The 24,507-nt window shown below is 71.0% G+C and carries 20 protein-coding genes; 18 read left to right on the forward strand and 2 right to left on the reverse strand.

The annotated features are described in order from the left end of the window. Window positions 1-3 precede the first annotated feature (3 nt). Entirely contained in the window at window positions 4-882 is an 879-nt protein-coding gene (locus ACFYWJ_RS16510) for a hypothetical protein (protein ID WP_355277247.1), read from the reverse strand. A 112-nt stretch (window positions 883-994) separates the two neighbouring features. Here ACFYWJ_RS16510 and ACFYWJ_RS16515 point away from each other — a divergent pair, with 112 nt between their 5' ends. The 3 genes from ACFYWJ_RS16515 to ACFYWJ_RS16525 all read left to right on the forward strand — a co-directional run bounded on the left by ACFYWJ_RS16515 (window position 995) and on the right by ACFYWJ_RS16525 (window position 4,019). Then, window positions 995-1,942: a hypothetical protein gene (locus tag ACFYWJ_RS16515; RefSeq protein WP_355277245.1), complete on the forward strand. Its 948-nt coding sequence runs from the start codon at window positions 995-997 to the stop codon at window positions 1,940-1,942. Window positions 1,943-1,968: 26 nt separating this feature from the next. Further along, on the forward strand, window positions 1,969-3,261 hold the full coding sequence (locus tag ACFYWJ_RS16520; protein ID WP_355277242.1) for an adenylosuccinate synthetase: 1,293 nt from the start codon (window positions 1,969-1,971) through the stop codon (window positions 3,259-3,261). 128 nt (window positions 3,262-3,389) lie between these two features. After that, the gene (locus tag ACFYWJ_RS16525; protein WP_355277241.1) at window positions 3,390-4,019 is read left to right on the forward strand and encodes an NUDIX domain-containing protein; all 630 of its coding nucleotides are present in this window, start codon (window positions 3,390-3,392) and stop codon (window positions 4,017-4,019) included. Here the strand turns inward: ACFYWJ_RS16525 and ACFYWJ_RS16530 are convergent. Then, complete coding sequence (locus ACFYWJ_RS16530; protein WP_355277239.1) at window positions 4,016-4,747, reverse strand: metallophosphoesterase; 732 nt, start codon at window positions 4,745-4,747, stop codon at window positions 4,016-4,018. The genes ACFYWJ_RS16525 and ACFYWJ_RS16530 overlap by 4 nt on opposite strands. Window positions 4,748-4,922: 175 nt before the next feature. Between ACFYWJ_RS16530 and ACFYWJ_RS16535 the strand changes: the two genes are divergently transcribed. From ACFYWJ_RS16535 to ACFYWJ_RS16605, 15 genes are all read left to right on the forward strand, one after another. Beyond that, window positions 4,923-6,599, forward strand: coding sequence for a fatty acyl-AMP ligase (locus ACFYWJ_RS16535; protein ID WP_355277237.1), 1,677 nt, complete (start codon window positions 4,923-4,925; stop codon window positions 6,597-6,599). A 27-nt stretch (window positions 6,600-6,626) separates the two neighbouring features. Further along, complete coding sequence (locus tag ACFYWJ_RS16540; protein WP_355277235.1) at window positions 6,627-6,896, forward strand: acyl carrier protein; 270 nt, start codon at window positions 6,627-6,629, stop codon at window positions 6,894-6,896. A gap of 61 nt (window positions 6,897-6,957) precedes the next feature. Then, window positions 6,958-11,187 (forward strand): aminotransferase class I/II-fold pyridoxal phosphate-dependent enzyme, encoded by a 4,230-nt coding sequence (locus ACFYWJ_RS16545; protein ID WP_355277232.1) that lies wholly within the window; start codon window positions 6,958-6,960, stop codon window positions 11,185-11,187. Window positions 11,188-11,318: 131 nt separating this feature from the next. Further along, entirely contained in the window at window positions 11,319-12,329 is a 1,011-nt protein-coding gene (locus tag ACFYWJ_RS16550) for an alkaline phosphatase family protein (RefSeq protein WP_355277230.1), read from the forward strand. Between the two features lie 163 nt (window positions 12,330-12,492). Continuing rightward, window positions 12,493-14,862: a RelA/SpoT family protein gene (locus tag ACFYWJ_RS16555; RefSeq protein ID WP_387208199.1), complete on the forward strand. Its 2,370-nt coding sequence runs from the start codon at window positions 12,493-12,495 to the stop codon at window positions 14,860-14,862. Window positions 14,863-15,139: 277 nt separating this feature from the next. Next, complete coding sequence (locus tag ACFYWJ_RS16560) at window positions 15,140-16,720, forward strand: cutinase family protein (protein WP_355277226.1); 1,581 nt, start codon at window positions 15,140-15,142, stop codon at window positions 16,718-16,720. Window positions 16,721-16,775: 55 nt separating this feature from the next. Next, window positions 16,776-17,828 carry a hypothetical protein gene (locus ACFYWJ_RS16565; protein ID WP_387162609.1) on the forward strand — a complete coding sequence of 351 codons (1,053 nt, stop codon included), beginning with the start codon at window positions 16,776-16,778 and terminating at the stop codon, window positions 17,826-17,828. Between the two features lie 12 nt (window positions 17,829-17,840). Further along, on the forward strand, window positions 17,841-18,695 hold the full coding sequence (locus tag ACFYWJ_RS16570; protein ID WP_355277221.1) for a hypothetical protein: 855 nt from the start codon (window positions 17,841-17,843) through the stop codon (window positions 18,693-18,695). After that, entirely contained in the window at window positions 18,692-19,336 is a 645-nt protein-coding gene (locus ACFYWJ_RS16575; RefSeq protein ID WP_355277218.1) for a hypothetical protein, read from the forward strand. The genes ACFYWJ_RS16570 and ACFYWJ_RS16575 overlap by 4 nt, the downstream gene beginning before the upstream one ends. 94 nt (window positions 19,337-19,430) lie before the next feature. Then, window positions 19,431-19,727 (forward strand): hypothetical protein, encoded by a 297-nt coding sequence (locus ACFYWJ_RS16580; protein ID WP_022566424.1) that lies wholly within the window; start codon window positions 19,431-19,433, stop codon window positions 19,725-19,727. Further along, window positions 19,727-19,981, forward strand: a complete 255-nt coding sequence (locus ACFYWJ_RS16585) for a hypothetical protein (protein ID WP_218716423.1) — start codon at window positions 19,727-19,729, stop codon at window positions 19,979-19,981. Before ACFYWJ_RS16580 ends, ACFYWJ_RS16585 begins: the two co-directional genes overlap by 1 nt. 11 nt (window positions 19,982-19,992) lie before the next feature. Continuing rightward, entirely contained in the window at window positions 19,993-20,589 is a 597-nt protein-coding gene (locus tag ACFYWJ_RS16590) for a hypothetical protein (RefSeq protein WP_355277214.1), read from the forward strand. After that, window positions 20,586-21,401, forward strand: coding sequence for a hypothetical protein (locus tag ACFYWJ_RS16595; RefSeq protein ID WP_355277211.1), 816 nt, complete (start codon window positions 20,586-20,588; stop codon window positions 21,399-21,401). The genes ACFYWJ_RS16590 and ACFYWJ_RS16595 overlap by 4 nt, the downstream gene beginning before the upstream one ends. A 92-nt stretch (window positions 21,402-21,493) precedes the next feature. Beyond that, window positions 21,494-22,912, forward strand: coding sequence for a hypothetical protein (locus ACFYWJ_RS16600; RefSeq protein ID WP_355277210.1), 1,419 nt, complete (start codon window positions 21,494-21,496; stop codon window positions 22,910-22,912). Then, the gene (locus ACFYWJ_RS16605; RefSeq protein ID WP_355277207.1) at window positions 22,909-24,405 is read left to right on the forward strand and encodes an SCO6880 family protein; all 1,497 of its coding nucleotides are present in this window, start codon (window positions 22,909-22,911) and stop codon (window positions 24,403-24,405) included. Before ACFYWJ_RS16600 ends, ACFYWJ_RS16605 begins: the two co-directional genes overlap by 4 nt. The last annotated feature ends 102 nt before the right edge of the window (window positions 24,406-24,507 follow it).

Genomic DNA, 24,507 nt, shown 5'->3' on the forward strand with positions numbered 1-24,507 from the left:
GCGTCAGGCCAGGAGGTCGGCTGCTCGGTTGACTTCGAGTGCCTTGCGGAGCCATCGCTGGAGCTGGTCGAGATCGTCGCAGCTCATAATCCGCTCGTGGACCTCGGCGGGTACGGCGATCCCGCGGGCGTCGAGCACTGTCAGCACGGATTTGGCCTCGCCACGGGCCTCGCCCTGAGCCTCGCCTTCCGCGAAGTACCTGCGGGCGAACTCGCTGCGATATTCGTAGCCTTGGAGCCCGGCGGCCATCAGTGCCTCCCACTCGGATCGCGCTGCGGCGGGCAGCGTCGACAGGATGAAGTCATAGTACAGCGCGGCCCGGTCGCCACCCAGGGCGCCGAGGGCCGCGAGCAGGGCTTTCCAGATCTCGCGGTGGTCGGGATGGCGCGCGTGTGCCAGGGCGGACAGCACCGCCAGTTCGGGTAGATCGACCGCCGCGTCGAGGTCGGTGACCACCGGGACTCCCGCCGGGTCGAGCACCAGTGGGGACAATCCCACCGACGGATTGCCATACCCGAGATCGATCGGTTTCGCGGCCCAGCGGGCGGTCCTGGCATCAGGGCACACGACCAGCAGCAGTGTCGGGCAGCGGAGGCGGGCGCGCAGCGAGGCGACGTAGACCGGCCAGGACCACCGTTTGTCGGGGTCCGGCCGCAATTGGACCTCGACGACCACGGCCAGGATCCGCTCGCCGCCACGATGGAACGCGACTACCGCGTCGGCGTGATATTCGGTCGGTGCCAGGACTGTCGCGTCGCCTGGCACGGTCGTGATCGACTCGTATTCGGGTAGGTGACAGCCCAATTCGGTCAGGAGCGGGGCGACGAGCGCCGGTTGCTGCTGGAAGAGATCGATCACCACTTCGTGCGGAGCCGATGGCATGCGCCAGAAGGTAGCCGATGGTGTCGGTGAACGGCGAATCGGCTGGGGCTCTTGACGATTGTTGTTTTGGTTGAATAGACTAAAAGCACGCTGACGAGAGGGAGTGGTTCTGATGGGGTATGGGCATTGGGATGACAGTGCGTACCGGGCGGGGAAGACGTTTCGGGCGCGGGCGGGGGAGGACGATTTCGGGTATACCGCGCAGATGCGGGAGCGGCCGTATGACACGTGGTGTGCGCATCCGTTGCTGGATCCGTTCGGGGTGGGAACGCGGGAGTGCCGGGATTCGGCCGAGCACGGGAACTCGCTGCCGGTGGCCGTGCTGTTCGATGTCACCGGGTCGATGGGGCGGGTGCCGCGGATCATGCAGGACAAGCTCGGCAAACTGCACGGACTGCTGAAGAACAAGGGCTACGCCGAGGATCCGCAGATCCTGTTCGGGGCGATCGGCGACGCCGACACCGATCGGGTGCCGTTGCAGATCGGGCAGTTCGAATCCGACAATCGGATGGACGAGCAGTTGCGGGCCGTCCTGCTCGAGGGCGGCGGGGGCGGGCAGAAGTCCGAAAGCTACGAGCTGGCCGCCTATTTCATGGCGGAGCACGTCGCGACCGACGCGTGGGACAAGCGCGGGAAGCGGGGCTACCTGTTCATCATCGGCGACGAGCTGAACAAGCCGCGGCTGGCGGCTCGCCACATCAGGGCGGTCATCGGCGATCACGTGCGGCGCGATGTGTCGGTGGAGTCGATCTATCGCGAGCTGGCCGAACGCTGGCACGTGTACTACATCCTGCCGAATCAGTCGTCGTACTACCGGGATCCGGAGATCGCCGAGCACTGGCGCGGCCTGCTCGGCCAGAACTTCCTGAAGCTCGACGATCCCGGCGCGGTCTGCGAACTGATCGCGCTGACCATCGGGCTGGGTGAGGACCGGGTCGACGTCGACACCGGCCTGGCCGACCTGCGCGATGTCGGGTCGGTCGACGAGGCCGACGCGGTGAGCCGGGCCCTCGGCGCACAGCCGCCCAGGGGCGTCCGCGCCCTGCCGCCCGGCAAGTGACACACGAAAAGGGAAGGGGTACAGCAGTGTTCGACACCGAGCACCTCGTCGTCGTCGATCTTGGCTTCGGCGACGCGGGCAAGGGCGCGACGGTCGACTGGCTGTGCGCACCCGAGGCGGACCTCGGGGTGGCGGCGGTCGTGCGGTTCAACGGCGGCGCGCAGGCCGCGCACAATGTCGTCGCCGACGGCCGCCACCACACCTTCGCCCAGTTCGGCGCGGGCACCTTCCACGGTGTGCCGACCGTGCTCTCCCGGCACGTGCTCGTGGAGCCGATCGCGCTCGCCGCCGAATCCGAGCGGCTCGCGGCACTGGGGGTGCGCGATCCGCTGGGGCTGCTCGCCGTCGACGGCCGGGCCCTGCTCACCACGCCGATCCACATCGCGGCGAACCGTGCCCGCGAGGACGCGAGGGGTTCCTCGCGGCACGGTTCCTGCGGTCGGGGCATCGGCGAAACCGCCTGGTACGCACTGGAACACGACGCGCCGACGGTCGCCGACTGCCGGACGCCCGCGATCCTGCGCGACAAACTGGACCGGCTGGCCGCGCACTACGACGCGCTGATCGGGCCCAGCGCGCACGGCTACGAATCGGTCGACGCGCTGGTGGCGATGTACCGCGATTTCGCCGGCGCGGTCCGCGTCACCGACGACGGCGAGCTCACCCGCGCCGCGGCGCGGGGCAGGCTCGTCTTCGAAGGGGCGCAAGGGGTTCTGCTCGACGAGTGGCGCGGACTGCATCCGCACACCACGTGGTCGACGGTCGAGCCGCGCCATGCCCGCGCCCTGATCGCCGAGGTCGGGGGCACGGCCAGGGTGCTCGGCGTCACCCGCACCTATATGACCCGGCACGGCGCGGGCCCGCTGCCGACCGAAGCGCCGCTGGGACACCCGGAGCCGCACAACGGCACCGGTCCCTATCAGGGCGCGTTCCGGCAGGGGCACCTCGATCCGATCCTGCTCCGCTACGCGATCGAGGTCTGCGGTGGGATCGACGGACTGGTGGTCAATCATCTCGATGCTCCCGGAACCCTCGGTGCCGCAGCGGCATACGACACCGCGGCGGGTCGGGTCACCGAGCTGACGCCCGGTCCATGGCGTGATCTCGAGCACCAGCAACGACTCACCGACCGGCTGTCCGCGGCGACCCCGATGCTCGAACCCGTCGTCGGCGACCCGGCGGACTGGCTCGCCCACCGCCTCGGTGTGCCGGTCGTGTTGACCGGGCACGGGCCGGACCGGCGGGACCGCAGGGTGCGCCGACCTCTACTTGGCGCGACCGGCGGGGACCGCGTCGCGACGGCCGCCCGGTCCGCGTGAGCGAATCCAGGGCGCCGGGCCGGCCGTGGCATGAGCTCGGCGGCGGTCTCCGCGCGGCGGACCCGCGCCGCCCGCCGACGTCGGCGTGGGTTCCCATTCGGCGCGGGATTCCGGCAGGATGGGACGACGTGGAGCAATCCGTCGTATCGATCGATGTCGTCACGTTGCGGTGCTGGGAGACCGACAGCGCGGTGCGCGTCGGGATCGCCGCCCGCGAGTTCGAACCGTTCACCGGCGAACTCGCGCTGCCCGGCGTGCTGCTCGGCCGGGGCGAGCGGCTGGCCGAGGCCGCGCGGCGGGCGGTGCACACCAAGCTGGGTGTGCCGGTCGAGGCGATCGGCGCGGTCGGTCAGCTGGTCACCTTCGACGAACCGCATCGCGATCCGCGCGGGCCGACGCTGTCGATCGCCATGTGGGCGGTCGTCGCCGAGCACGAGGGACCGGCCGAGTGGGTGGAGTTCGACGCGGTGCCCCCGCTGGCCTTCGACCACAACCGGATCGTCGAGACCAGCCGGAGTCTGCTCGCCGGTCTGCTGTGGAAGGACCGGACGCTGACCAGGGCGCTGGCGGGCGCGGAGTTCCCCGCCACCCGCGCGGTCGAGCTGAGCACCTCGCTGCACGGCACGCGTCCCGACCCCGCCAATCTCAATCGCACGCTGGCCGCGATCCCGGGGCTGGACCGCACCGGTGAGCGGCGGCGGGTGAAGGCCACCGGCAGGCCCGCGGTCGTGTGGGCCTTCGACGTCACCGAGAACTAGCCGGGCAGGTCGTAGACGGCGTAGGTCCGGCGCAGCACCGGGTAGGACACATTGCGCACGGGCACCCCGCCCGCGGTATGCCCGCACTCGCTGCCCGCGTGGGCGTGCCCGTGCAGCGCGAGCGTGGCGCGTCCCGCGTCGATCGCCTCGCCCGTGGCGTGACATCCCAGGCCGGGATAGATGGACGTGGGCTCGCCGACGAGGGTGTCGACGACGGGGGCGAAGTGGGTGAGGGCGATCCGGGTGGGGCAGTCCAGGCGCTCGAGCGCCGCGCGCAGGCGGGCGGCGTCGACCGGGCCGCGGCGCATCCTGGCCCGATGCTCGGCCGATCCCGTCTCGGGATCACCGGGATGGCCGGGGAAGCCGCCCGATCCGCCCATCACCCCGGCGACCCCGACCCGCTGCCCGCGGATCGTCAGCGTCGTCGAATCACCGTCCAGCACAACGACACCGGTCTCGGTGAGCCGGCGCGTGATGAACTCGCCGCGGTTCTCGTCGTGGTCGTGGTTGCCCAGGACGGCGAGCACCGGAATCGGGAGATCGGCCAATTCGGCGCAGAGCAACTCGGTGTTGGCCCTGGTTCCGCCCTCGGTGAGGTCACCGCCGAGGAGCAGCAGGTCGGCGTGGCGGTCCAGGTCGAGGAAGCCGGGCCGGAACTTCCCGGCGACGGCCGGTCGCAGGTGCAGGTCGGCGGTGGCGGCGAGACGGATCGGCGCGATGTTCCCCACCCGCCAAGCAGGCCACAGCGGTGCGCGGCTGTCAACGCGATTCCCCACGCCACCCAGGGGGCGGGAGTGCCCACCCTGAGGGTTCGGCGGGTGGCCCCTGAGGTCTCTTCCGGTGCGCGGCCGAGGAGCGCAGAGTAGTAGCTACGCCCCCGAACCCTCCGAAGGAACCCACGACATGCAGTCGAGCTACGTGCACCACGTCAGGCAGCAGTTCTCCCGGTACGCGGACACCCGTTCCTACATCTACCTGCGGGAATCCGGGCGTGACCTGGTCGAGGAGGTCGTCACCTACCGCGAGCTCGACCGCGACGCCCGCGCGTTTGCCCAGTGGTTGTCGCAGCAGCCGGAGGCGGCCCAGCCGGTGGTGCTGCTCTACCTCGACGGGATGGCGTTCCTGCGGGCCTTCCTCGGCTGCCTGTACGCCGGTGTCGTCGCCGTTCCGGCGCCGCTGCCGCACGAGGACCGGGCCGCGCAGCGGGTGCGCGGCGTCATCGCCGACTCCGGCGCGCGGCTCGTGCTCACCACGACCGACTTCGCACCGCTCGTCGAATCCAGCACCGGCGCGACCGTCGTCGCCACGGATCAGCCGCTCGGCGACGCCGACGCCTGGCAGCTGCCCGACATCGACCTCGGCACCATCGCCTTCCTGCAGTACACCTCGGGATCGACGGGCACGCCCAAGGGCGTCGTCGTCACGCACCGCAATCTGCTGCACAACGAGGCCGCGATCGCCGCGCGGGGGATGACCGCGGACTCGACCGGCGTCAGCTGGATCCCGCAGTTCCACGACATGGGCCTGATCGGCATGCTGCTCGGCGCCGCCTACGCGGGCGCGAACCTGGTGTTCATGGCGCCGACGACGTTCATCAAGCGCCCGGTGCGCTGGCTGCAGGTCATCGACCGGTACCGGGCGACCTACACCGCCGCCCCGAACTTCGCCTACGACCTGATCCTGCGCCGGGTCACCGACGAGCAACTCGCCGAACTCGACCTGAGCAGCCTCGAAGCCGCCCTCAGCGGCGCCGAGCCGGTGCGGGCCCGCACGATCGAGGCGGTGCTGGAGCGTTTCGCGCCCGCCGGGCTGCGTCCCACCGCGTTCCTGCCCGCCTACGGGATGGCCGAGGTGACGCTGCTGGCCAGCTCCGCGACGATGGGCGCGGCTCCGGTCTACTACGACCGGCCGGGCGACGCCCCGCTGGTCGGCTGTGGCCGCGCGGCCGACGGCCTCGAGATCCGCATCGTCGACCCGTCGACCCTGGAAGAACTGCCGGACGGCGCCACCGGGGAGATCTGGGTGCGCGGGGACAGCGTCGCCGCCGGGTACTGGAACCGGCCCGCCGAGACCCGCGCGACCTTCGACGCCCACCTCGGCACCGAGGGGCCGTTCCTGCGGACCGGCGATCTCGGCCTGCTCCACGACGGCGACCTGTTCGTCGCGGGCCGCCTCAAGGACCTGCTGATCGTCAACGGCCGCAATGTCCACCCGGCCGATGTGGAGGAACGCGTGCAGGAACTGCACCCGGCGCTGGCGGGCAACGCGGGTGCCGTTGTCTCGGTGGACGTGCTCGACAAGGAACGGCTGGTCGTGATGCAGGGCGTGCGGCCGGAGCTGCTCGGTGACACCACGCTCGTCGAGCTGACCTCCGCGATCAAGATCGCGGTGGCCCGTGGCTTCGATGTGCCCGCCCCGAACGTCGTGCTCGTCGCCGCCCGCTCCGCGCGCTCGGTGCATCGCACCACCAGCGGCAAGATCCAGCGCGGCTCGATGCGCGAGGCCTTCCTGACCCACCGTCTCGAACGGGTACTGCACGAGGACCTCGAACCGGCGCTCGACCACGCGCTGACCGTCTGATCGACCCCAACCAGCCAGGAGCCGACCATGTTCCGCACCACCACCGCCCACCCGTCGACCTCGATCCAGGACTGGCTCGTCGAACGGGTCGCCGACTACACCGACCGCGCCCCGCACCAGGTGGATCCGTCGATCCCGCTGGCCGAGCTCGGCATGGACTCCGTCTCGGCGGTCTCGCTGTGCGGGGAGATCGAGGACCGCTGGTCGCTCGAGATCGACCCCACGCTGGTCTTCGACTATCCGACCATCGCCGCGATCGCCGGCTATCTCGCCGACGAGTTCGCCTACGCGGCATGAACGGTCAGTGCTCGGCGGCGGCGGTGGGAGTCACCGCCCGGGCAGACCGCGGGGGGACGGCATGAGCGATATCGCGATCGTCGGGCTGGATTGCCGCTTTCCGCAGGCGGCCGATCCGGCGGCACTGTGGCAGCTGTTGCTCGACGGCCGGGACGCGATCTCGGCGGTGCCCGCGAATCGCTGGCACGCCGAGGACTTCCACGATCCGGCGGGCGGGCCGGGCACCATCAACACCCACAGCGGCGGATTCATCGACGACGCCGACGCGTTCGATCACGAGTTCTTCGGGATCACCCCGCACGAGGCCGAGACGATGGACCCCCAGCAGCGGCTGCTGTTGCAGGCGACCTGGCGCGCCTTCGAGGACGCGACCCTCGACCCCCGGGCCCAATCCGGTTCGCGCACCGGCGTGTACATCGGGGTGATGGCCAACGAATGGGCCAATCTGCAGATGTCGGACTACGCGGCGATCACCCCGCAGCACGGTTCGGGCAACGGCTACTTCATGACCGCCAACCGGCTGTCCTACCAGCTCGATCTGCGTGGCCCGAGCCTCGCGGTCGACACCGCGTGCTCGTCGTCGCTGGTCGCGGTCCATCTCGCCTGTGCCGCGCTGCTGTCCGGCGAGTGCGAGCAGGCCGTCGCCGGTGGGGTGAACCTGGTACTCACCCCGGCGGTCGGGGTGTTCTACACCCAGGCGGGGCTGTCGGCGCCCGACGCGCGCTGTAAACCGTTCAGCGGCAACGCCGACGGGATCGTCCGCGGCGAGGGTGTCGCGGTGCTCGTGCTGCGCCGCCTGGCCGACGCGCAGGCCGCGGGACTGCCGATCTACGCCGTGATCAAGGGCAGCGCGGTGAACTCCGACGGGCGCAGCAACGGCATCAGCGCGCCGAACCGGTGGGCCCAGCAGCACGTGATCGCCGAGGCGTATCGCCGGGCCGGGGTGGAGGCCGGTGCGGTCGATTTCATCGAGGCGCACGGGACCGGGACCGTCCTCGGCGACATGATCGAGGTCAAGGCGCTGGGCGGGCTGCACGGGCGGGACCGCGCCCGGCCCTGCGGAATCGGTTCCATCAAAGGCAATCTCGGCCACACCGAGGGCGCGGCGGGCGTCGCGGGGCTCATCAAGGTCGCGCTGAGCCTGCACCACGGTGTCGTCGCGCCGACCCGGTTCGCCGAGCAGGAGAACCCGCGATTGCAGCTGGAACGGCACGGGCTGCGCCTGCTCGCCGAACCGATGCCGTTGACCGGACCGGCGCTGGCCGGGGTCAGCGGCTTCGGGATCGGCGGCACCAACGCCCACCTCGTGCTGGCGGGCGCGCCGGTGGGGGACGACCCGCCGGCGGCCGGTGGCGGGGTGCTCACCGTGTCGGCGGACAACGCGAAAGGCCTGGAGCGCAACGCACGTCGGCTGGCGGAGACGCTGGACGCGGTCCCCGCCGACCGGTTCGCGCAGGTGTGCTGGACGAGTAATCGGGTGAAATCCTCAGGGCGGCACCGGCTCGCGATCGTCGCCGACGATCCGGCGGACGCGATCGCCCGGCTGCGCGCCGGTGCGGACAGCGGCGTGGCGGGTCCGATGCGGGTCGGCTGGGTGTTCACCGGGCAGGGGTCGCAATTCGCCGGGATGGCCGGGGCCGCTGTCGCGGCGAGCCCGGCGTTCCGGCGCGCGCTGGGGACCGTCGACGCCGCGATGGCCGCGCACCTCGGCGCCTCGGTGCGGGAGCTGCTGCTCGACGACACCGTCGACATCGATCGCACCGGACTCGCGCAACCGGCGATCTTCGCCATGGAATACGCACTGGCGCAGGCACTCGCCGACGCCGGTGTCCGCCCGGCGTGGGTGCTGGGGCACAGCATCGGGGAGTTCGCCGCGGCCGCGGTGGCGGGCGTGCTCGACCTCGAGGACGCCTGCCGGCTGGTCGTCGCGCGTGGCAGGCTGATGCAGGAATTGCCCGGCGGCGGTGCGATGCTCGCGGTCCGGGCGACACGCGCGCAGGTCGCCGATCTGCTCGCGGGGGAACCGGAGGTCGCTCTGGCCGCGGTCAACGGGCCCGCCGATATGGTGCTCTCCGGCGCCGCCATCGCGCTCGACCGGATCCGGTCCGCCCTCGCGGAACGGGGGATCGTCGCCAAGCCGCTGACCGTGTCGCACGCCTTCCACAGTCCGCTCATGGCACCGATGCTGGACGAGTTCGCGGCCGTCGCCCGGGACCGCGCCTATCGGGTCGCGGCTCTGCCGATCTACTCGACCGTGCGCGGCAGGCTGCTCGAGCCGACCGAGACCATGGACGCCGGTTACTGGACCGAACACATCGGCGCCACCGTCCTTTTCGGCGACGCGCTGTCGGCCGCGCTCGACACCGACCCCACCCATGTCGTCGAGATCGGTCCGCGCCGTCAGCTGATCCCGCTCATCGGCCGGGCCCGCCCCGAACTGCTGCCGCGGTGCCTGGCGCCGAGTCCCGGCCCCGGCGCGACCGGGCGCGAACTCGCCGAGACCGTCGCCGCGCTGTACCGCGACGGCCTCGACCCCGACTGGGACCACCTCTACGAGCCCGCCCAGCGGGTCCGGCGGCGGCTGCCGGTCTACGAGTTCGCCATCGAGCACCGCTTCTGGATCGAACCGACCACCCTCACCCCACCCGCCCCGCAGGCCGAGGACACCACCATGGACCAGATGATCGCGCTCTTCCGCGAACAGAACGCGCTGCTCGCGCGGATGGCGCCGGGCGCGACGGCGGCCGTCGCGCCGCCGTCGGCCGCTCCCGGCACCCCCGAGGTCGACCCGAACGCCGTCGCCGCCATCGTGCTGGCCGAATGCGGGCGGGTCAGCGGATTCGCGGTCGAACGGCTGCGCGACGGCGAAACCCTCACCGGCGAACTCGGATTCGACTCGATGATGCTGTCGGATCTGTTCGGTGGCCTGATGCGCAAGCTGCCAGGGCTACAGGTGGATCCGGCGTGGCCGAGCGCCGCCACCACCGTCGGGGACGTGGTCGGGTACGTCACCGCTCAGGTGGCCGGAGCGGCCCCGGCGCCCGCCCCGGCCCCGGTCGCGCCCGAACCGGCACCGGGGCCGGTCGCGCCCGAGTACCGGATCGCCGACTTCCCGGAGGTGCGGGCGATCGAGGACCGGATGACCGGAGCGGCGGCGCTGGGCCTGGACAACCCGTACTTCCTGATCAACGACGGCGTCACCCGCGACACCTCGCTGATCGACGGTGTCCCGGTGCTGAACTTCTCCAGCTACAACTACCTGGGGCTGTCCGGGCACCCGGCGGTCGTCGCGGCCGTGCAGGACGCCGTCGCCCGGTACGGCAGCTCCTGCTCGGCGAGCCGGGTGCTCTCCGGCGAGAAGCCGGTGCATCGGGAACTGGAGGCCGAACTCGCGCGGTTGCTCGGCACCGAGGACGCGATCGCGCTGGTCGGCGGCCATTCCACCAATGTCACCGTCATCGGGCACCTGGTCGGACCCGACGACCTGGTGATCCACGACAGCCTCGCCCACGACAGCATCCTGCAGGGGTGTGTGCTGTCGGGCGCGACGCGACGGCCCTTCCCGCACAACGACCACGCGGCCCTGGACCGGCTGCTCGGCGAACTCCGGCCCCGCTACCGCCGGGTGCTGATCCTCATCGAGGGCGTCTACAGCCAGGACGGCGACATCCCCGACCTGCCCGCGATCATCGAGATCAAGAAGCGGCACCGGGCCCTGCTGATGATCGACGAGGCGCACAGCATCGGCGTGCTCGGCGCGCACGGCGGCGGCATCGGCGAGCACTTCGGGGTGGACCGCGACGACGTCGAACTGTGGTCGGGCACCATGTCCAAGGCGCTCGCCGGCTGCGGGGGATACGTGGCGGGCAGCGCCGAGCTGATCCGCTTCCTCAAGTACACGACGCCCGGCTTCGTCTACAGCGTCGGCATGACCCCGATGAACGCCGCCGCCTCGGCCGAGGCGATCCGGCAGCTGCGCACCGACCCCGCCCCGCTGGTCCGGTTGCGGCACAACGCGCGGCTGTTCCTGGAGCTGGCCCGCGCGGCCGGGATCGACACCGGCGACAGCGCCGACACTCCCATCATCCCGTGCATCGTCGGCGATTCCCTGCGGACCATGCGGCTGTCGAACACGCTGCTGCGCCGGGGGATCAACGTCAATCCGATCATCTATCCGGCGGTCCCCGAAGACCTCGCGCGCCTGCGGTTCTTCGTCACCGCCTGTCACACCGACGACCAGATCCGCGAGACCGTCGCGATCCTCGCCGAGGAACTGGCCGCGTCGGCCTAGGCGACGAGGCGGCAAGGCGCTGTTGGCTTCTCGTTCAGCGGGGCGACCGGGACGCGCGCGACCGGTGAAACGTCGATGAACACCGCCGTGCCGCCCTCGCCGGGCCGCCCGCGCTGCCGCATCGTGAGGACATGCGCGAGATGTCGGCGCCGGCGCGCGTGCTCGTCGCGCTGGCCACCGCCCTGCTGACCCTCCCGCTGCTGTGCTCGGCCGCGGGCTCCGGCACCGCCTTCGACCGGCCCGTCCCCGCCGTCGACGCGGCGGCCGCGTTCGGCGTCCCGCGTCCGGGCGGGCCGGTCGCGAAGGTCGTCGTGATCGGGATCGACGGGCTGCTGTTCGACAAGGCCGACCGCGTCCAGGCACCCCGGCTGCGGCACCTCGCCGCGCAGGGACTGCTCTCGCGCGGCAGCATCGCCGGGCACATCACCGTCTCCGGACCGTCCTGGGCGAGCGCGCTGACCGGCGTGTGGGACACCGAGCACGGCATCACCGGCAACGAGTTCGACGCGAGCGCGTTCCTGGCCCACCCCAGCGTGTTCACCCGGATCGAACGCGCCGACCCCGCCCGGCACACCGTCTCCATCGGCACCTGGGACCAGTTCGCGACCATCGCGCGCAGCGGCGACCGGCGCGCCGACCTCGCGCTGACCACCGCGCCCGAGGCCGGCGACCTCGACGAGTCGGCCACCGACGCCGCCACCGCCACCGAGGTCGCGCGCACGATCGCGCGCACCGGGCCCGATCTGGTCGTCACCCACCTCGACCAGATCGACCTGGCGGGTCACCGGCACGGCGGCGCCTCGCGTGCCTATCTCGCGGCGATCCGCCGGGTCGACGCGCTGGTCGGGCAGATCGTCGCCGCCGTCGACCGCCGGGCCGCGGACCATCCGCGCGAACAGTGGACCGTCCTGGTCACCACCGACCACGGCCACCGCCCGGCCGGCGGGCACGGCGGCCAGACGCCGGACGAGACCGCCAACTTCGTCATCGCCCGCGGCGCCGACTTCGCCCCCGGCACCGCGACCAGCGCGTACACGCTGATCGACCTCACCCCGACCGTCCTGGACCTGCTCGGCGTACCACCGGGGCGGCTCGACGGCCACAGCCTGCGCAGCCCGCGGCCACCGGTCGACGAACGCTGAACAATTCGCAGGTCGAGGCCGGTTTTCGGGCCGAGTCGCTACCGTCGCACGCCTGTGACCGCAGGGAACCGAACACCAGGTCGGTGTGGGGACTAAAGTTGGTGGTCCGGGCGGTTGCAGCACTCGGCCGACAAGGTCCGAATGCAGCGTGAGAGGCGGTGGCATGACTCGACAACTCGGCGAGGCGAAGGTTGGGCAGGATTCCACCGGCGCCCCGCGGAACGATGGTGCCCCGGCGACCCCCGAACCGGCCAAACAGTCACCGACCGCCTCCGTGCCCAGCTCGGCCTCCCGGCGCGTGTGGGCCAGGCTCGCGCGCCGGATGACCGGTCAGCGCGGCATCGCGGCGGTCAAGCCGGTGCTGGAACCGCTGGCCACCGTCCACCGGGAGCTGTACCCGAAGGCCAATCTCGCGCTGCTGCAGCGCGCCTTCGACGTCGCCGACGAGCGGCACGCCAAGCAGTTCCGCAAGTCCGGTGACCCCTACATCACCCACCCGCTGGCGGTCGCCAACATCCTCGCCGAACTCGGCATGGACACCACGACGCTGGTCGCGGCGCTGCTGCACGACACCGTCGAGGACACCGGCTACTCGCTCGAACAGCTCAAGGAGGAGTTCGGGCAGGAGGTGGCCCACCTCGTCGACGGCGTCACCAAGCTCGACAAGGTCAACCTGGGCGCGGCCGCCGAGGCCGAGACCATCCGCAAGATGATCATCGCCATGGCCCGCGACCCGCGCGTGCTGGTGATCAAGGTCGCCGACCGGCTGCACAACATGCGCACCATGCGCTTCCTGCCGCCGGAGAAGCAGGCCAAGAAGGCCAAGGAGACCCTCGAGGTGATCGCGCCGCTGGCGCACCGCCTCGGCATGGCCACCGTCAAATGGGAGCTGGAGGACCTCGCGTTCGCGATCCTGCACCCCAAGAAGTACGACGAGATCGTGCGCCTGGTCGCCGACCGCGCGCCCTCGCGCGACACCTACCTGGCGAAGGTGCGCGCCGAGATCGTCAACACGCTGGCCGCCTCGCGGATCAACGCCGTCGTCGAGGGCAGGCCCAAGCACTACTGGTCCATCTATCAGAAGATGATCGTCAAGGGTAAGGACTTCGACGACATCCACGACCTGGTCGGCATGCGCATCCTGTGCGACGAGGTCCGCGACTGCTACGCCGCGGTCGGCGTCGTGCACTCGCTGTGGCAGCCGATGGCGGGCCGGTTCAAGGACTACATCGCCCAGCCGCGCTACGGCGTGTACCAGTCGCTGCACACCACCGTCGTCGGTCCCGACGGCAAGCCGCTGGAGGTGCAGATCCGGACCCAGGACATGCACCGCACCGCCGAGTTCGGCATCGCGGCGCACTGGCGGTACAAGGAGACCAAGGGCAAGCACTCCGGGGACGCCGCCGAGGTCGACGACATGGCGTGGATGCGCCAGCTGCTCGACTGGCAGCGGGAGGCCGCCGACCCCGCCGAGTTCCTCGAATCGCTGCGCTTCGACCTGAAGTCGCCGGAGATCTTCGTGTTCACGCCCAAGGGCGATGTGATCACGCTGCCGCAGAAGTCGACCCCGGTCGACTTCGCCTACGCCGTGCACACCGAGGTCGGGCACAAGTGCATCGGCGCCAGGGTCAACGGGCGGCTGGTCGCGCTGGAACGGCAGCTGGAGAACGGCGAGGTCGTGGAGGTGTTCACCTCCAAGGCGCAGAACGCGGGCCCGAGCCGGGACTGGCAGAACTTCGTCGTCTCGCCACGCGCGAAGGCCAAGATTCGCCAATGGTTTGCCAAGGAACGTCGCGAGGAGGCCCTCGACAGCGGCAAGGAACAGATCTCCAAGGAGGTCCGCCGGGTCGGGCTGCCGCTGCAGCGGCTGATGAGCGTGGACGCGATGACCGCGGTCGCGCACGAGCTGCACTACTCCGACATCTCCGCGCTCTACACCGCCGTCGGCGAGCACCAGGTCTCCGCGCACCACGTGGTGCAGCGGCTGATGGCCCAGCTCGGCGGCATCGGTGACGTCGAGAACGAACTGGCCGAGCGGTCGACACCGTCGACGACGCCGAGCAGGCAGCGAGTCACCGGCGACGCCGGCGTGCTCATCCCCGGCGCGCCGGGCACGGTGGCGAAGCTGGCCAAGTGCTGCACGCCGGTGCCGGGCGACGAGATCATGGGCTTCGTGACCCGTGGTGGCGCGGTGAGCGTGCACCGGACCGATTGCACCAATGCCGGATCGTTGCAGGAACAGTCGGAGCGCATCATCGAGGTCGAGTGGGCGCCCTCGCCGTCGTCGGTGTTCCTCGTCGCCATCCAGATCGAGGCGCTCGACCGCACCCGGCTGCTGTCGGACGTCACCAAGGTGCTGGCCGACGAGAAGGTCAACATCCTGTCCGCCTCGGTGGCCACCCACGGCGACCGCGTCGCGATCAGCAAGTTCACCTTCGAGATGGGTGACCCGAAGCATCTGGGCCACCTGCTCAATGTCGTGCGCAATGTGGAAGGCGTCTACGACGTCTACCGGGTGACCTCCGCGGCCTGACCCGAACCCCGGCCCGGGCACTCTCGATCACGAGGGTGCCCGGGCCGCTGTCTGCCCGGGCACAGCCGTGGATCGCCAGAAGATTGCTGGGACAACGGCGTTTGCCGGGGGCAGTGAAAGGGCCGCTTTGGGCAGGGGTTCGGGGTCCCGGAATCTGTTACGGTTTACTGCGTTTCAACGCTCCACTGGTCAGCCGAAACGGACTGTGATGCGGATCGATATGGCTCGGTGCACGACACGACTCACGGGGACGATCATCGCGTTCACCGTCGCTTCGGTGACGGTATCGGCAGGCGTGGCCACCGCGGACGAGGCCGCGCCCGGTGCCCCGTCCACCCAGGTGTCGATCTCGGCGTGTCCGGCACTGTACGCCTTGGGGATCCAGGGCACAGGAGAATCGTCGCCGGACGCCGCGCCCAGTACCGATACCGGCATGCTGTCGACGGTCTTCCGGCCGATGTTCGCCAAGGCCGCCGAGCCGGGGCTGGTCGATCGCGCGTATGTGCCCTACGAGGCCGGCTTCGGCGGCGCGGTACCCGGTGGAGTCGTGCCCTACACCCAGTCGGTCGACGGCGGCCTCGAGCGGCTGCGGTCGATGGCCACCCAGGTCGTGCAGCGCTGCCCGGACTCGCGGATCGCGGTGGTCGGGTATTCGCAAGGCGCCCACGTGGCCTCGCTGTTCGCCCAGGAAGTGGGCGCGGGCACCGGCACGGTGGCGGCCGACAAGGTCGCCGCGGTCGCGCTGTTCGCCGACCCGACCCGCGGCGCCAACGCCCCGGTGTTCCCCGGCGCCCCCGACCGGACGACGCCGACCACCGCGCCCGGCACCTCCGGCGCCGCGCTCGACGACGTCGCCGCGGTCCGCCAGGCTCCCGCGCCCGGCGGCGGGCTCGGTTCCAGCGACACCCAGCCCGCCGACTTCGGCAAGCTCACCGGCCGGGTCGCGAGCTTCTGCGCGACAGGTGATCTCGCCTGTGACGCGCCACAGGGCGCTCCGCTGCTGCGGGCGGTGACCAATCTCGTCAGCCAGGTGAAGCTGTCCGGCGGCGACCCGATCGGCTCGCTGGTCTCGATCGCCCAGGCGCTGGCCTACACCTCCATCAAGACCGCGACGACCGTGGTGAACGAGGACATCTCCGGCAGCACGCTCGCCGATGTCTCGCTCTCGCCGAAGAAGTCGATCTCCCAGCGCATCGCCGACGCCTCCGACCCGCGCGGTCAGCTCGACGTGAACGCGGCCTACCAGGCGCTGCTGAAGGTCGGCATGATCGGGCTCAACGCCGTCACCACCGTGGTGAAGACCGTGCTCAACCCGGCGAGCATCGCCGAATTGGCCACCGCGACACTGTCCAACCCGCTGGTCGGGCTGACCCTGCTCGGCACCAAGCTCGTCGGCGCCGTGCCGCAGCTGGTGCCGCCGACCACCGGGGTCCGCCTGGTCAGCGAGGCGTACACGGCCGTGCAGCAGAACATCACCGACAACGCCGAGTTGCTCGACGTGACCACCTGGGTGCGCTACTGGAACACCACCCAGCGTCACGACGCCTACTCGCGCATGGGCGTCGGCGCGCAGGGCGCGACCCCGACCCAGTACGTCGCGGACTGGTTCGCCGCGGTCGCGCGGGACGCGGCGGGCGCCTCCGGACAGGGCGCGGTGCCGGTCGGCGGATCGGACAAACGCGGTGCCGGAATCTTCACCAGCCCGACCGGCGCGTCTACGACACCCAAACCTTCCGGTGGGGGACAATTTCCGTTCGGGACAGGAGCCGATGGCGCCTCATCCGGCGGCGCGACGACTCCGCCTGCCGCGTTACCCGGAACCACCGCTCCCACCACCCGTCCGTTCTCTGTGAACTGATCACCGAGAGGTCTGCAATGCGAATCCTTGTGCCCGGCGCCGCGGAAAGGGGTGAATGTTGAAGTCGTACAACGAACTGTCGCGCTGGTACTCGGCGCTCGAACCGGAGACCGAGGCGGCCGACCCCGCGCGCCGGGACACCGCCGACCCGGCGGCGGGCGAGGACGACGGTCCCGCCCGATATTCGCAGCGCCCCGAGCGCGCCCCGTCCGCCGCACCGGCAGCCGAGCCCACCGGGCCCGTGCCGCCCCCGGTGGCGGCGGAGCCGAGCCGGACACCAGGGGACGAGGACCGCGACGACTACTACGGCGTCGCGGGCGACCACGACCGCCCGGTCCACGAAGCGCGCCCGTACTCGGTCGACGTCGCCCCGGAGCCCCCACCCGCACCGCCTGCCGAGCTGGCCGCGCGGCGCAGCGAATTCACCGGCGGCTGGTCGGATTGGGTCGCCGGGCCCGCGCCGGGCCCCGACGACGAGTACGACGCCGAACTGGTCCAGTTCCCGTGGACGGACGCCGCCGACGACGAATACGACGAGGCCCGGGTGCTCGAGCCCTCCGGCTCGCTGCGCGGCCGCAACCGCAACCGGACCTGGATCGTGCTCGCCGTGTCGGTGCTGGTGCTCGTCCTCGCCGCCACCGGCGTGTTCTTCCTGCTGTTCGGCCGCGGCGGCGACACCGCCAAGCACGCCGCGCCGCCGCTGCACTTCACGGCGGGCAACCTGACCGCCGAGACGGCAGGCCAGTGCCCGACCGAGAACACCGGTGCCGTCGTGCGCAGCGCCGAGGCCGGTGGCACCGGTTCCGGCCCCGACGCCGTGCTCGCCTTCCAGTACGCCTACTACGTGAACCGATCGGGGGAGCAGGCCCGTGCGGTCGTGACCCCCGACGCCGATGTCTCGCCGGCCGCCGTGATCCAGCGCGGTATCGATTCCATCCCGGTGGGGACCACCCACTGCGTGCGGATCACCACCGTCGCCGCCGACCGGTTCACGGTGGAGGTCACCGAGTTCCGGCCCGCGGGCGCGCCGGCCACCTACACCAAGCAGTCGGTGCGCACAGCGCTGGTCGGCGATCGCACGCTCATCACGGGCATCGCGGCAGGGTAAGGAGCAGAGGCGATGACAGACGACTGGAGCCGATGGCTCGACGACGCCCCCGCGGGGGAGCCGTCGGGTGACGCGGCGCGTGATCCGGCTCCGGTGGTGCGGTTGCGGCGCAGGTCCGGCGAACGTTCCGAGGGCACCCGCAGGCCGATCCTCGTCGTCGGCGGCTGCGGCGGCGCCGGCACCACCACGACGACGCTGGGGCTGGCCGCGGAACTGGTCACCGAGGCGGCGGCGCCGGTGGCGGTGGACGCGACCGCCGCCGGTAGCGATCTCGCGCTGCGTGGCGCCGACAAACACCTGCACCCGGTGAACCTGCAGTCGTGGGTCTACGGCCGCGGCGACGACGAACCGGCGCCGATCGAGGACTGCCTGTCCCGCTCCACCTCCGGCTTCGGACTGCTCTGGCGCGACGCGACGCCGCTGCGCAGGCGCGCGACATATCTCACTGTCGCCAGGGCTTTGGACACCGGCGGCTACACCGCGGTCTACGACGGCGGCAGCCCGATTGCCGGTCGGCAACTGCGCCCGCTGCTCGACGACGCCGACATCGCACTGGTCCTGACCATTCCGGCCCGCGTCGACGCGGCCAACCGCCTGCGGGTGACGCTGGAATGGCTCGACGACCACTACGGCGACGACGGCGCCGGGGTGGTGGCCGATACCACGATCGTTGTCTCCCACCAGTATTCGCACGACGACTCCCGCGTAGCCGAGCATTTGCGCGAGCATCTGTCCGGCTGGGTCCGCGAGGTCGTCGAGATTCCCTACGACCCGCATCTGGCCCGCGGTGAGCTGGTTCGGCACAGCGAGCTGGCCGAGCCGACGCGTGCGGCCTATGGGCGGTTGCTCGCCGGGGTGGCATCATGACGGCCGCTATGAATCTTCGTCGTCGTCGTGAACCGGCGCCCACCGGTGTCGGTGTCGTCGCACCCCCCGAATCGCTGCGCGCGCAGATCTGGGAGCGGCCGGTGCCCGGAGTCGGTCGCGCGCCCCTGGTGTGGTTGCTCGGCGTCCACGGTGGCTCCGGTGCCACCACCCTCGCGCACGTCCTCGCGCCCGCCGCCGATGCGCGCGGCAAGTGGCCCGGGGTGTACGAGCGCGAATCCCCCTACGTCGTCCTCGTCGCGCGCGAGACCATCTCCGGTCTCACCCGCGCGCACGACCTGCTGCGCCAGCACCACGCGTTGCTGGCCGGTCCGGCGCTGGTCCTCGGCCTGATCACGGTCGCGGCCCGCCCCGGCCGGGTACCGCCGGAGATCCGGCGCTACCGGGACGTGGTCGGCTCGCTGGCCGGGCACGTCTGGCAGGTGCCGTGGATCGAGGAATGGACGCTTGTCGAGTCCGAGGCGCTGCCGGTGTGGTCGCCCGGAGACGAGATCGCGCCCAGGAAGCGCCGGGTCGATCCGCTCGACGAGGTACCGGCCGAGATCGGTGAGCTCGGTACCGATCTGGTCGCCGCGATCCGCGCGAGCATCGACGATCCCGCACCGGGGGAGGGTCGATCATGATCGCCGGGCAAGCCGGCCGCCGGTGGTGTACAAACGTGTGTCGGCGTCGAAGTGTTTGTGGCACAACACCTTTACAGTGGGAGAAAGGCACCCGATGAGCATGATCCTCCTCGCCGTGCAGGACACGTACGGCACCGTCCTGGCCCAGGTGGGTAATCCGACCCCGGAAGCTCCCCCCGGTTCGGAGAAGATCCTGCAGCTGGTGCGGTATCTCACCTGGTTCGTGCTGCTGTCGGGCATCTGCGGTATCACCTACGCCGGCGGCAAGTTCGCCTGGGAGCGCTGGACCGGTGGCGGCCTCGAGTCGCCGAAGATGGTGGCGGGCGCCATGATCGGCGGCGTCGTCGCGACCAGCGCGGGCACCATCATGAACGCGGTCATCGGTACGTGATGATCACCGTGTTCGCCTACAAGCAGATCCCGGCCGACGTGCTGGCGCCGATGATGCAGCTGCTCAACTGGCTGCTCTGGTTCGTCCTGCTGTCGTGCCTGGCCTGGATGATCCTGTCGGCAGGCCGGCTGTGGATCGCCTTCCGCTCCGACCTGGCCGTCAACGACGCCTCGCACGGTGTCCTGATGAGCCTGCTCGGTGCCGCGGTGGCCAGTACCGCGTCCGCGATCGCGCTGGCGTTCCTGCCGGCGTGAGGGGGAGCACCATGACACGGCCGGTCGCGGTCGGTATCGCGTTGCTGGCCGCGGCGGTGGGCTGCGGCCGCGGCGGCGATACCGGCCCCGATCTGTCCGCCGCTCCGACCGGGGTGCGCTGGCAGGACTACCAGGGCATCGCCCTGCCCCAGTCCGACCAGGGCCCCGCCTCGGTGACCCAGGGCGCCGCAACGGGTTTCGAGCACTCCCCGCGCGGCGCCGGGCTGGCGGCACTGACGCACACCATCCGGTTGTCGGTGGCGCCCGACAACCAGTGGGCCACCGTGGTGAATCAGGAACTGGTGCCGGGACCGGCCCGCGACGAGTGGGCGATCAACCGGGTGCAGTTGTCGATCACCGGGCCCGCCGCGCCCGAGTACGCGCCGAGATTGTTGGGCTACAAAATTACCGAATACCGTGACGAACAGTCCCGAGTCGATGTCTATACCGAATATTCGGACAGATCACGCGCCGTGAACCACACCACCGTCGGCTGGTACGGCGGAGACTGGCGACTGCAGTTACCCGATCCGCAGTCCACCGACCGACCCGTCGACGCGATCGACGAACTACCCACCGACATCGTGGCATTGGAGGCACCACAGTGAGCGTGAAGGAGCCGGGCGCGCGCGACCGCGCTTCTTTCGGCATGATCGCCTCGGGTGCGCTGCTCGCCCTGATCCTGGTCGTCGGCGCGGTCGTGTACTTCACCAGCAGCGGTGGCGCCGAGGAGGACGCCGCGCCCCCGCCCGCGCAGGCCGCGGGCGGAACGGGGTTCGCCGATCCCGAGGTCGACCTGTTCGGCAGGCGGGTGGACGTGCCGAACAACCCGGCGGGACAGCCGCTGGCACAGGACGAGTCGATCCAGCGCTCGCCGGTGGATTCGGACTGGCTGACCGCCGCGCCCGAGGGCACGACGAAACCGCACGGCTGGCAGCGGGTCTACGGCGCGTCGGTGCCGTTCTCCACCTCCGACGGCCCGGCCCGGATCGAGGACGGCCTTGCCGTCGGCTACGCGCGCACCCCGCAGGGTGCCGCGCTGGCCGCCGCGCAGATCACCTACCGGCTCAACGCCAGGCCCGCCGACCGTTCGCTGTACGTGACACAGGTGCGGGTCAGCACCGCGCAGCTGGCCGCCTACGACTCGGCGCTGTCGAGCGACCGGCTGCCGAAGCAGCAGCCGGAGAAGGTGACCCGCTATTTCGTGGCGTCGGACGCGTTCAAGATCGATGACTACGCCGACGACATGGCGATCGTGCGGCTCGCCTCGCGCGGGCCGGTGATCGACGGAAAGCAGTTGTATGCCGCCATGCGGATGATCGTGGTGTGGGACGCGGGCGACTGGCGGCTCAAGCCGTCGTCGACGACCAACACCCAGACGGAATACGTGGAATCGCTGGCGGGGTGGACGAAATGGTGAGCATCGGTGTACAGCAGCACAGCCCGGATCGATTCCCTGCGGACCATCGAGGGGTGCCAACAATGCTGAGGCGAATACTCACAATCGTCGCGGTGATCTTCACCGTGATGATCGCGACGCCGACCGTGGCCTACGGCCAGACCTACGGCTTCGACCAGGCCTGCAACGAATTGCACGACACGCTCGACGGTGTCGCCATTCCCGGGATCTCCCTGGGCGACGCGGCCTCGGCGGTGTGCAAGGCGGGCAACGCCGCCTCGCATCCGGGCGACGCGGCCACGGCGGTCAAGGACAAGGCGTGGGACTCCACCTTCGGCAAGGTGGTCGACTCGCTGATGAAGGGTCTCGGTGAGGCCCTGATCCTGGCGCTGACCTTCTGGATGAAGGTGCCCAACGAGGCGGTGAGCGACTCCGGCGCCCTGTTCACCAAGATCAACGACTACACCTATCAGATCCAGATGCTGTTGCTGATCGCGTCGGTGATCATCACGGGCGGGCGATTGGCCGAGGCCAGACGCGGGGCGGCCGTGAGCGAGGCCGCCGAGTCGTTCCGGTTGTTCGCCCGGGTCGTGTTCAGCTCGTGGATGCTCGGCGCGGTGATCGTCGCGGGCACCCGGGCCTCGGACAAGTTCTCGGAGTGGATCATCCAGGACGCCACCGGCGGCAATGCCAAGAACATGGCCGAGCTGATGGTGAAGACGTCCAAGTTGCAGGCGTTCTCGCCCGGTCTGGTGCTGATCATCGCGATCGTCGGCCTGCTCGGCGCGCTCGCCCAGATCGTGCTGGCCATCGTTCGGCAGGGTCTGCTGGTGGTCGCCGCCGGCGTGCTGCCGCTGGCCGCGGCCGCGTCGGCGACCGGGACGGGTAAGCAGTCGTATCAGAAGCTGGTCGGCTGGATCATCGCGTTCATGCTGTTCAAGCCGGTGGCGGCGATCGTGTACATGATCGCGTTCACCACCGCGGGACACGTCGACGAGACCACCACCTCGGGCGGGCTGCCGGAAGGCGAACAGGCACAGCGGATGCTGGTCGCGCTGGTGCTGCTGTGCAGCGTCGCGTTCGTGCTGCCCGCGCTGATGCGCCTGGTGGCCCCCGCGGTCGCCACGGTCGGCACCGGCGGTTCAGGTCTGATGGTGGCCGGTGGTACCGCGGTCGGCGCGATGGCGCTCGGCGCGATCGGCACCAAGGCGGTCGCCTCGCGGCCTGCGGCGGCGCCCGGTTCGGCAGGCTACTTCGGCAGCGGCGGCCCGGGCCCGCGGCCCGGCGGCGCCGGTGGCGCGGGCGGCGGCGCGCCGCGCGGCCCGGCCCCGACTCCGTCACCGCGCGGCGGTGGTCCGGCGCAGGCGGCGCCCAGTTCGGGCTCGGTACCCTCGGGCGCGGCCCGCAACGTCGTCGCCGCGCGCGCCGCGGCGGGCAGCGCGGCCCGCGCCGATCAGGCGGCGGGCGACCTCGCCGGTGACCGCTGGGCGAATCGTTCACCCGACCTCGGCAGGAGCACGATCCCGCGATGACCACCACCTCGACCGACACCTACGAGCGGCGCTCGTACGGGCTGTGGCAGAAGCCGCGCAGCGCGGGCCTTTTCGGCCTGCGCTGGGAAGAGACCGTGATCGGTTTCGTCGTGGTGATCACCGCCCTGATCAGCGCCATGGTCGGTGGGTTCAAATGGGGTTTCGTCGTCGGCGGCCTCGGCGCGCTGGTGATGGTGCCCCTGGTGTGGCGGACGGGGGGCCGTTCGGGCTACGAGACGGGATTGATGATGTTCAACTGGATGCGCTCGCGCAAGAACGGCGAGCACGTGTACCGCGGCGGCCGGTTCTCCCGGATCCCCGGCGGCGTCACCAAGCTGCCGGGGCTGCTCGCGCCGTCGAAGCTCTACGAGGGCATCGACGCGGGCGGCTACCACTTCGGGATGATCCACCTGCCCGCCTTCGCGCAGTACACCGTGGTGCTGCGGGCCTGGCCGCAGGGCCACGAGGCGGTCGACCAGCCGGTGATCGACCGCTGGGTCGCCGCGTGGGGCACCTTCCTCGCCTCGGTCGGCCAGACCAGCGACATCGTCGCCGTGGTGCCGGTGATCGACACCGTGCCCGAGACCGGCAACCGGCTGCTCAACGAGGTCTCCACGATCACCCGCCCGGAGGCGCCGGACCTGGCCCAGCAGGTGATGTACGAGCTGGCTACCGAATTGCCGCAGGAGCGGGTGCAATTGCTGCCGCGCGTGGCGATCACCTTCAAGGCCACCACCGCCGAGCGGCGCAAGAACCCGGCCGAGGAGGCCGTGGAGATCGGGCGCAGGCTGCCCGGCATCTGCGCGGCGCTGGCCGAGGCGGGCGTGCGGGCGCAGCCGATGTCGGCGGAGGAGGTCATCTCCTTCATCCGGCGCAGCTACGACCCGGCCGCGCAGGCCGATCTCGAGGTCGCCGCCGCCGATCCCGGCGGGCACGGCCTGGGCTGGGACGACGCGGGTCCGGTCTCGCACGACGAGAAGTGGGATCACCTGATCCACGACGGTGGCCGCTCGGTCACCTGGGAGATGGACGCGGCGCCGGAGGGCGCGGTCGACGAGCGGGTGCTGCAGCGGCTGCTCGCGCCGAATCCCGAAGTGCCGCGCAAGCGCATCGCGATCGTCTACCGGCCGCACTCGGCCGCCGACGCCGCCGAGATCGTCGACGACGACTTCAAGAACGCGCTCGTGGCGCAGCAGAGCGAACGCGGTGTCGTCTCGGCCGCCGCGACACTGCGGGTCGGCGCGACCCAGCAGGCTCGCGAGGAACAGGCCCGCGGGCACGGTGTGACCCGCTTCGGCGCGCTGGTGACGATCACCGAGCCGCTGCGCGGCGACCTGCCGCGCATCGAGGCCATCACCCGCGACCTCTCGACGCAGGCCCGGCTCAAGATCCGGCGTTGCTACCGCTACCAGGCCGCGGCGTTCGCGGCCTCCCTCGGTTGCGGCGTCATCCTGCCCGAGCACGCGACCATTCCGAAGGCATTGGCGGGGTGAGGCGATCATGGGACGCGACTTCGACGACATCGCGCTACGGCCCGTTCATCGGCCGCCCCGGATCCGCGGGGAGCGCGAACCACGACCGGCCGGGAGCGCGTC

The sequence above is a fragment of the Nocardia sp. NPDC003269 genome, assembly GCF_042888005.1.
Classification (GTDB): domain Bacteria; phylum Actinomycetota; class Actinomycetes; order Mycobacteriales; family Mycobacteriaceae; genus Nocardia.

Excerpts from the sequence above, each read along its gene's own strand:
- ACFYWJ_RS16540 (WP_355277235.1), top strand. The coding sequence starts at position 6,627 with ATGTTCCGCACCACCACCGCCCACCCGTCGACCTCGATCCAGGACTGG.
- ACFYWJ_RS16550 (WP_355277230.1), top strand. The coding sequence starts at position 11,319 with ATGCGCGAGATGTCGGCGCCGGCGCGCGTGCTCGTCGCGCTGGCCACC.
- ACFYWJ_RS16565 (WP_387162609.1), top strand. The coding sequence starts at position 16,776 with ATGTTGAAGTCGTACAACGAACTGTCGCGCTGGTACTCGGCGCTCGAA.
- ACFYWJ_RS16605 (WP_355277207.1), top strand. The coding sequence starts at position 22,909 with ATGACCACCACCTCGACCGACACCTACGAGCGGCGCTCGTACGGGCTG.
- ACFYWJ_RS16590 (WP_355277214.1), top strand. The coding sequence starts at position 19,993 with ATGACACGGCCGGTCGCGGTCGGTATCGCGTTGCTGGCCGCGGCGGTG.
- ACFYWJ_RS16570 (WP_355277221.1), top strand. The coding sequence starts at position 17,841 with ATGACAGACGACTGGAGCCGATGGCTCGACGACGCCCCCGCGGGGGAG.
- ACFYWJ_RS16575 (WP_355277218.1), top strand. The coding sequence starts at position 18,692 with ATGACGGCCGCTATGAATCTTCGTCGTCGTCGTGAACCGGCGCCCACC.
- ACFYWJ_RS16580 (WP_022566424.1), top strand. The coding sequence starts at position 19,431 with ATGAGCATGATCCTCCTCGCCGTGCAGGACACGTACGGCACCGTCCTG.
- ACFYWJ_RS16510 (WP_355277247.1), bottom strand. The coding sequence starts at position 882 with ATGCCATCGGCTCCGCACGAAGTGGTGATCGATCTCTTCCAGCAGCAA.
- ACFYWJ_RS16585 (WP_218716423.1), top strand. The coding sequence starts at position 19,727 with ATGATCACCGTGTTCGCCTACAAGCAGATCCCGGCCGACGTGCTGGCG.
- ACFYWJ_RS16515 (WP_355277245.1), top strand. The coding sequence starts at position 995 with ATGGGGTATGGGCATTGGGATGACAGTGCGTACCGGGCGGGGAAGACG.
- ACFYWJ_RS16545 (WP_355277232.1), top strand. The coding sequence starts at position 6,958 with ATGAGCGATATCGCGATCGTCGGGCTGGATTGCCGCTTTCCGCAGGCG.
- ACFYWJ_RS16555 (WP_387208199.1), top strand. The coding sequence starts at position 12,493 with ATGACTCGACAACTCGGCGAGGCGAAGGTTGGGCAGGATTCCACCGGC.
- ACFYWJ_RS16535 (WP_355277237.1), top strand. The coding sequence starts at position 4,923 with ATGCAGTCGAGCTACGTGCACCACGTCAGGCAGCAGTTCTCCCGGTAC.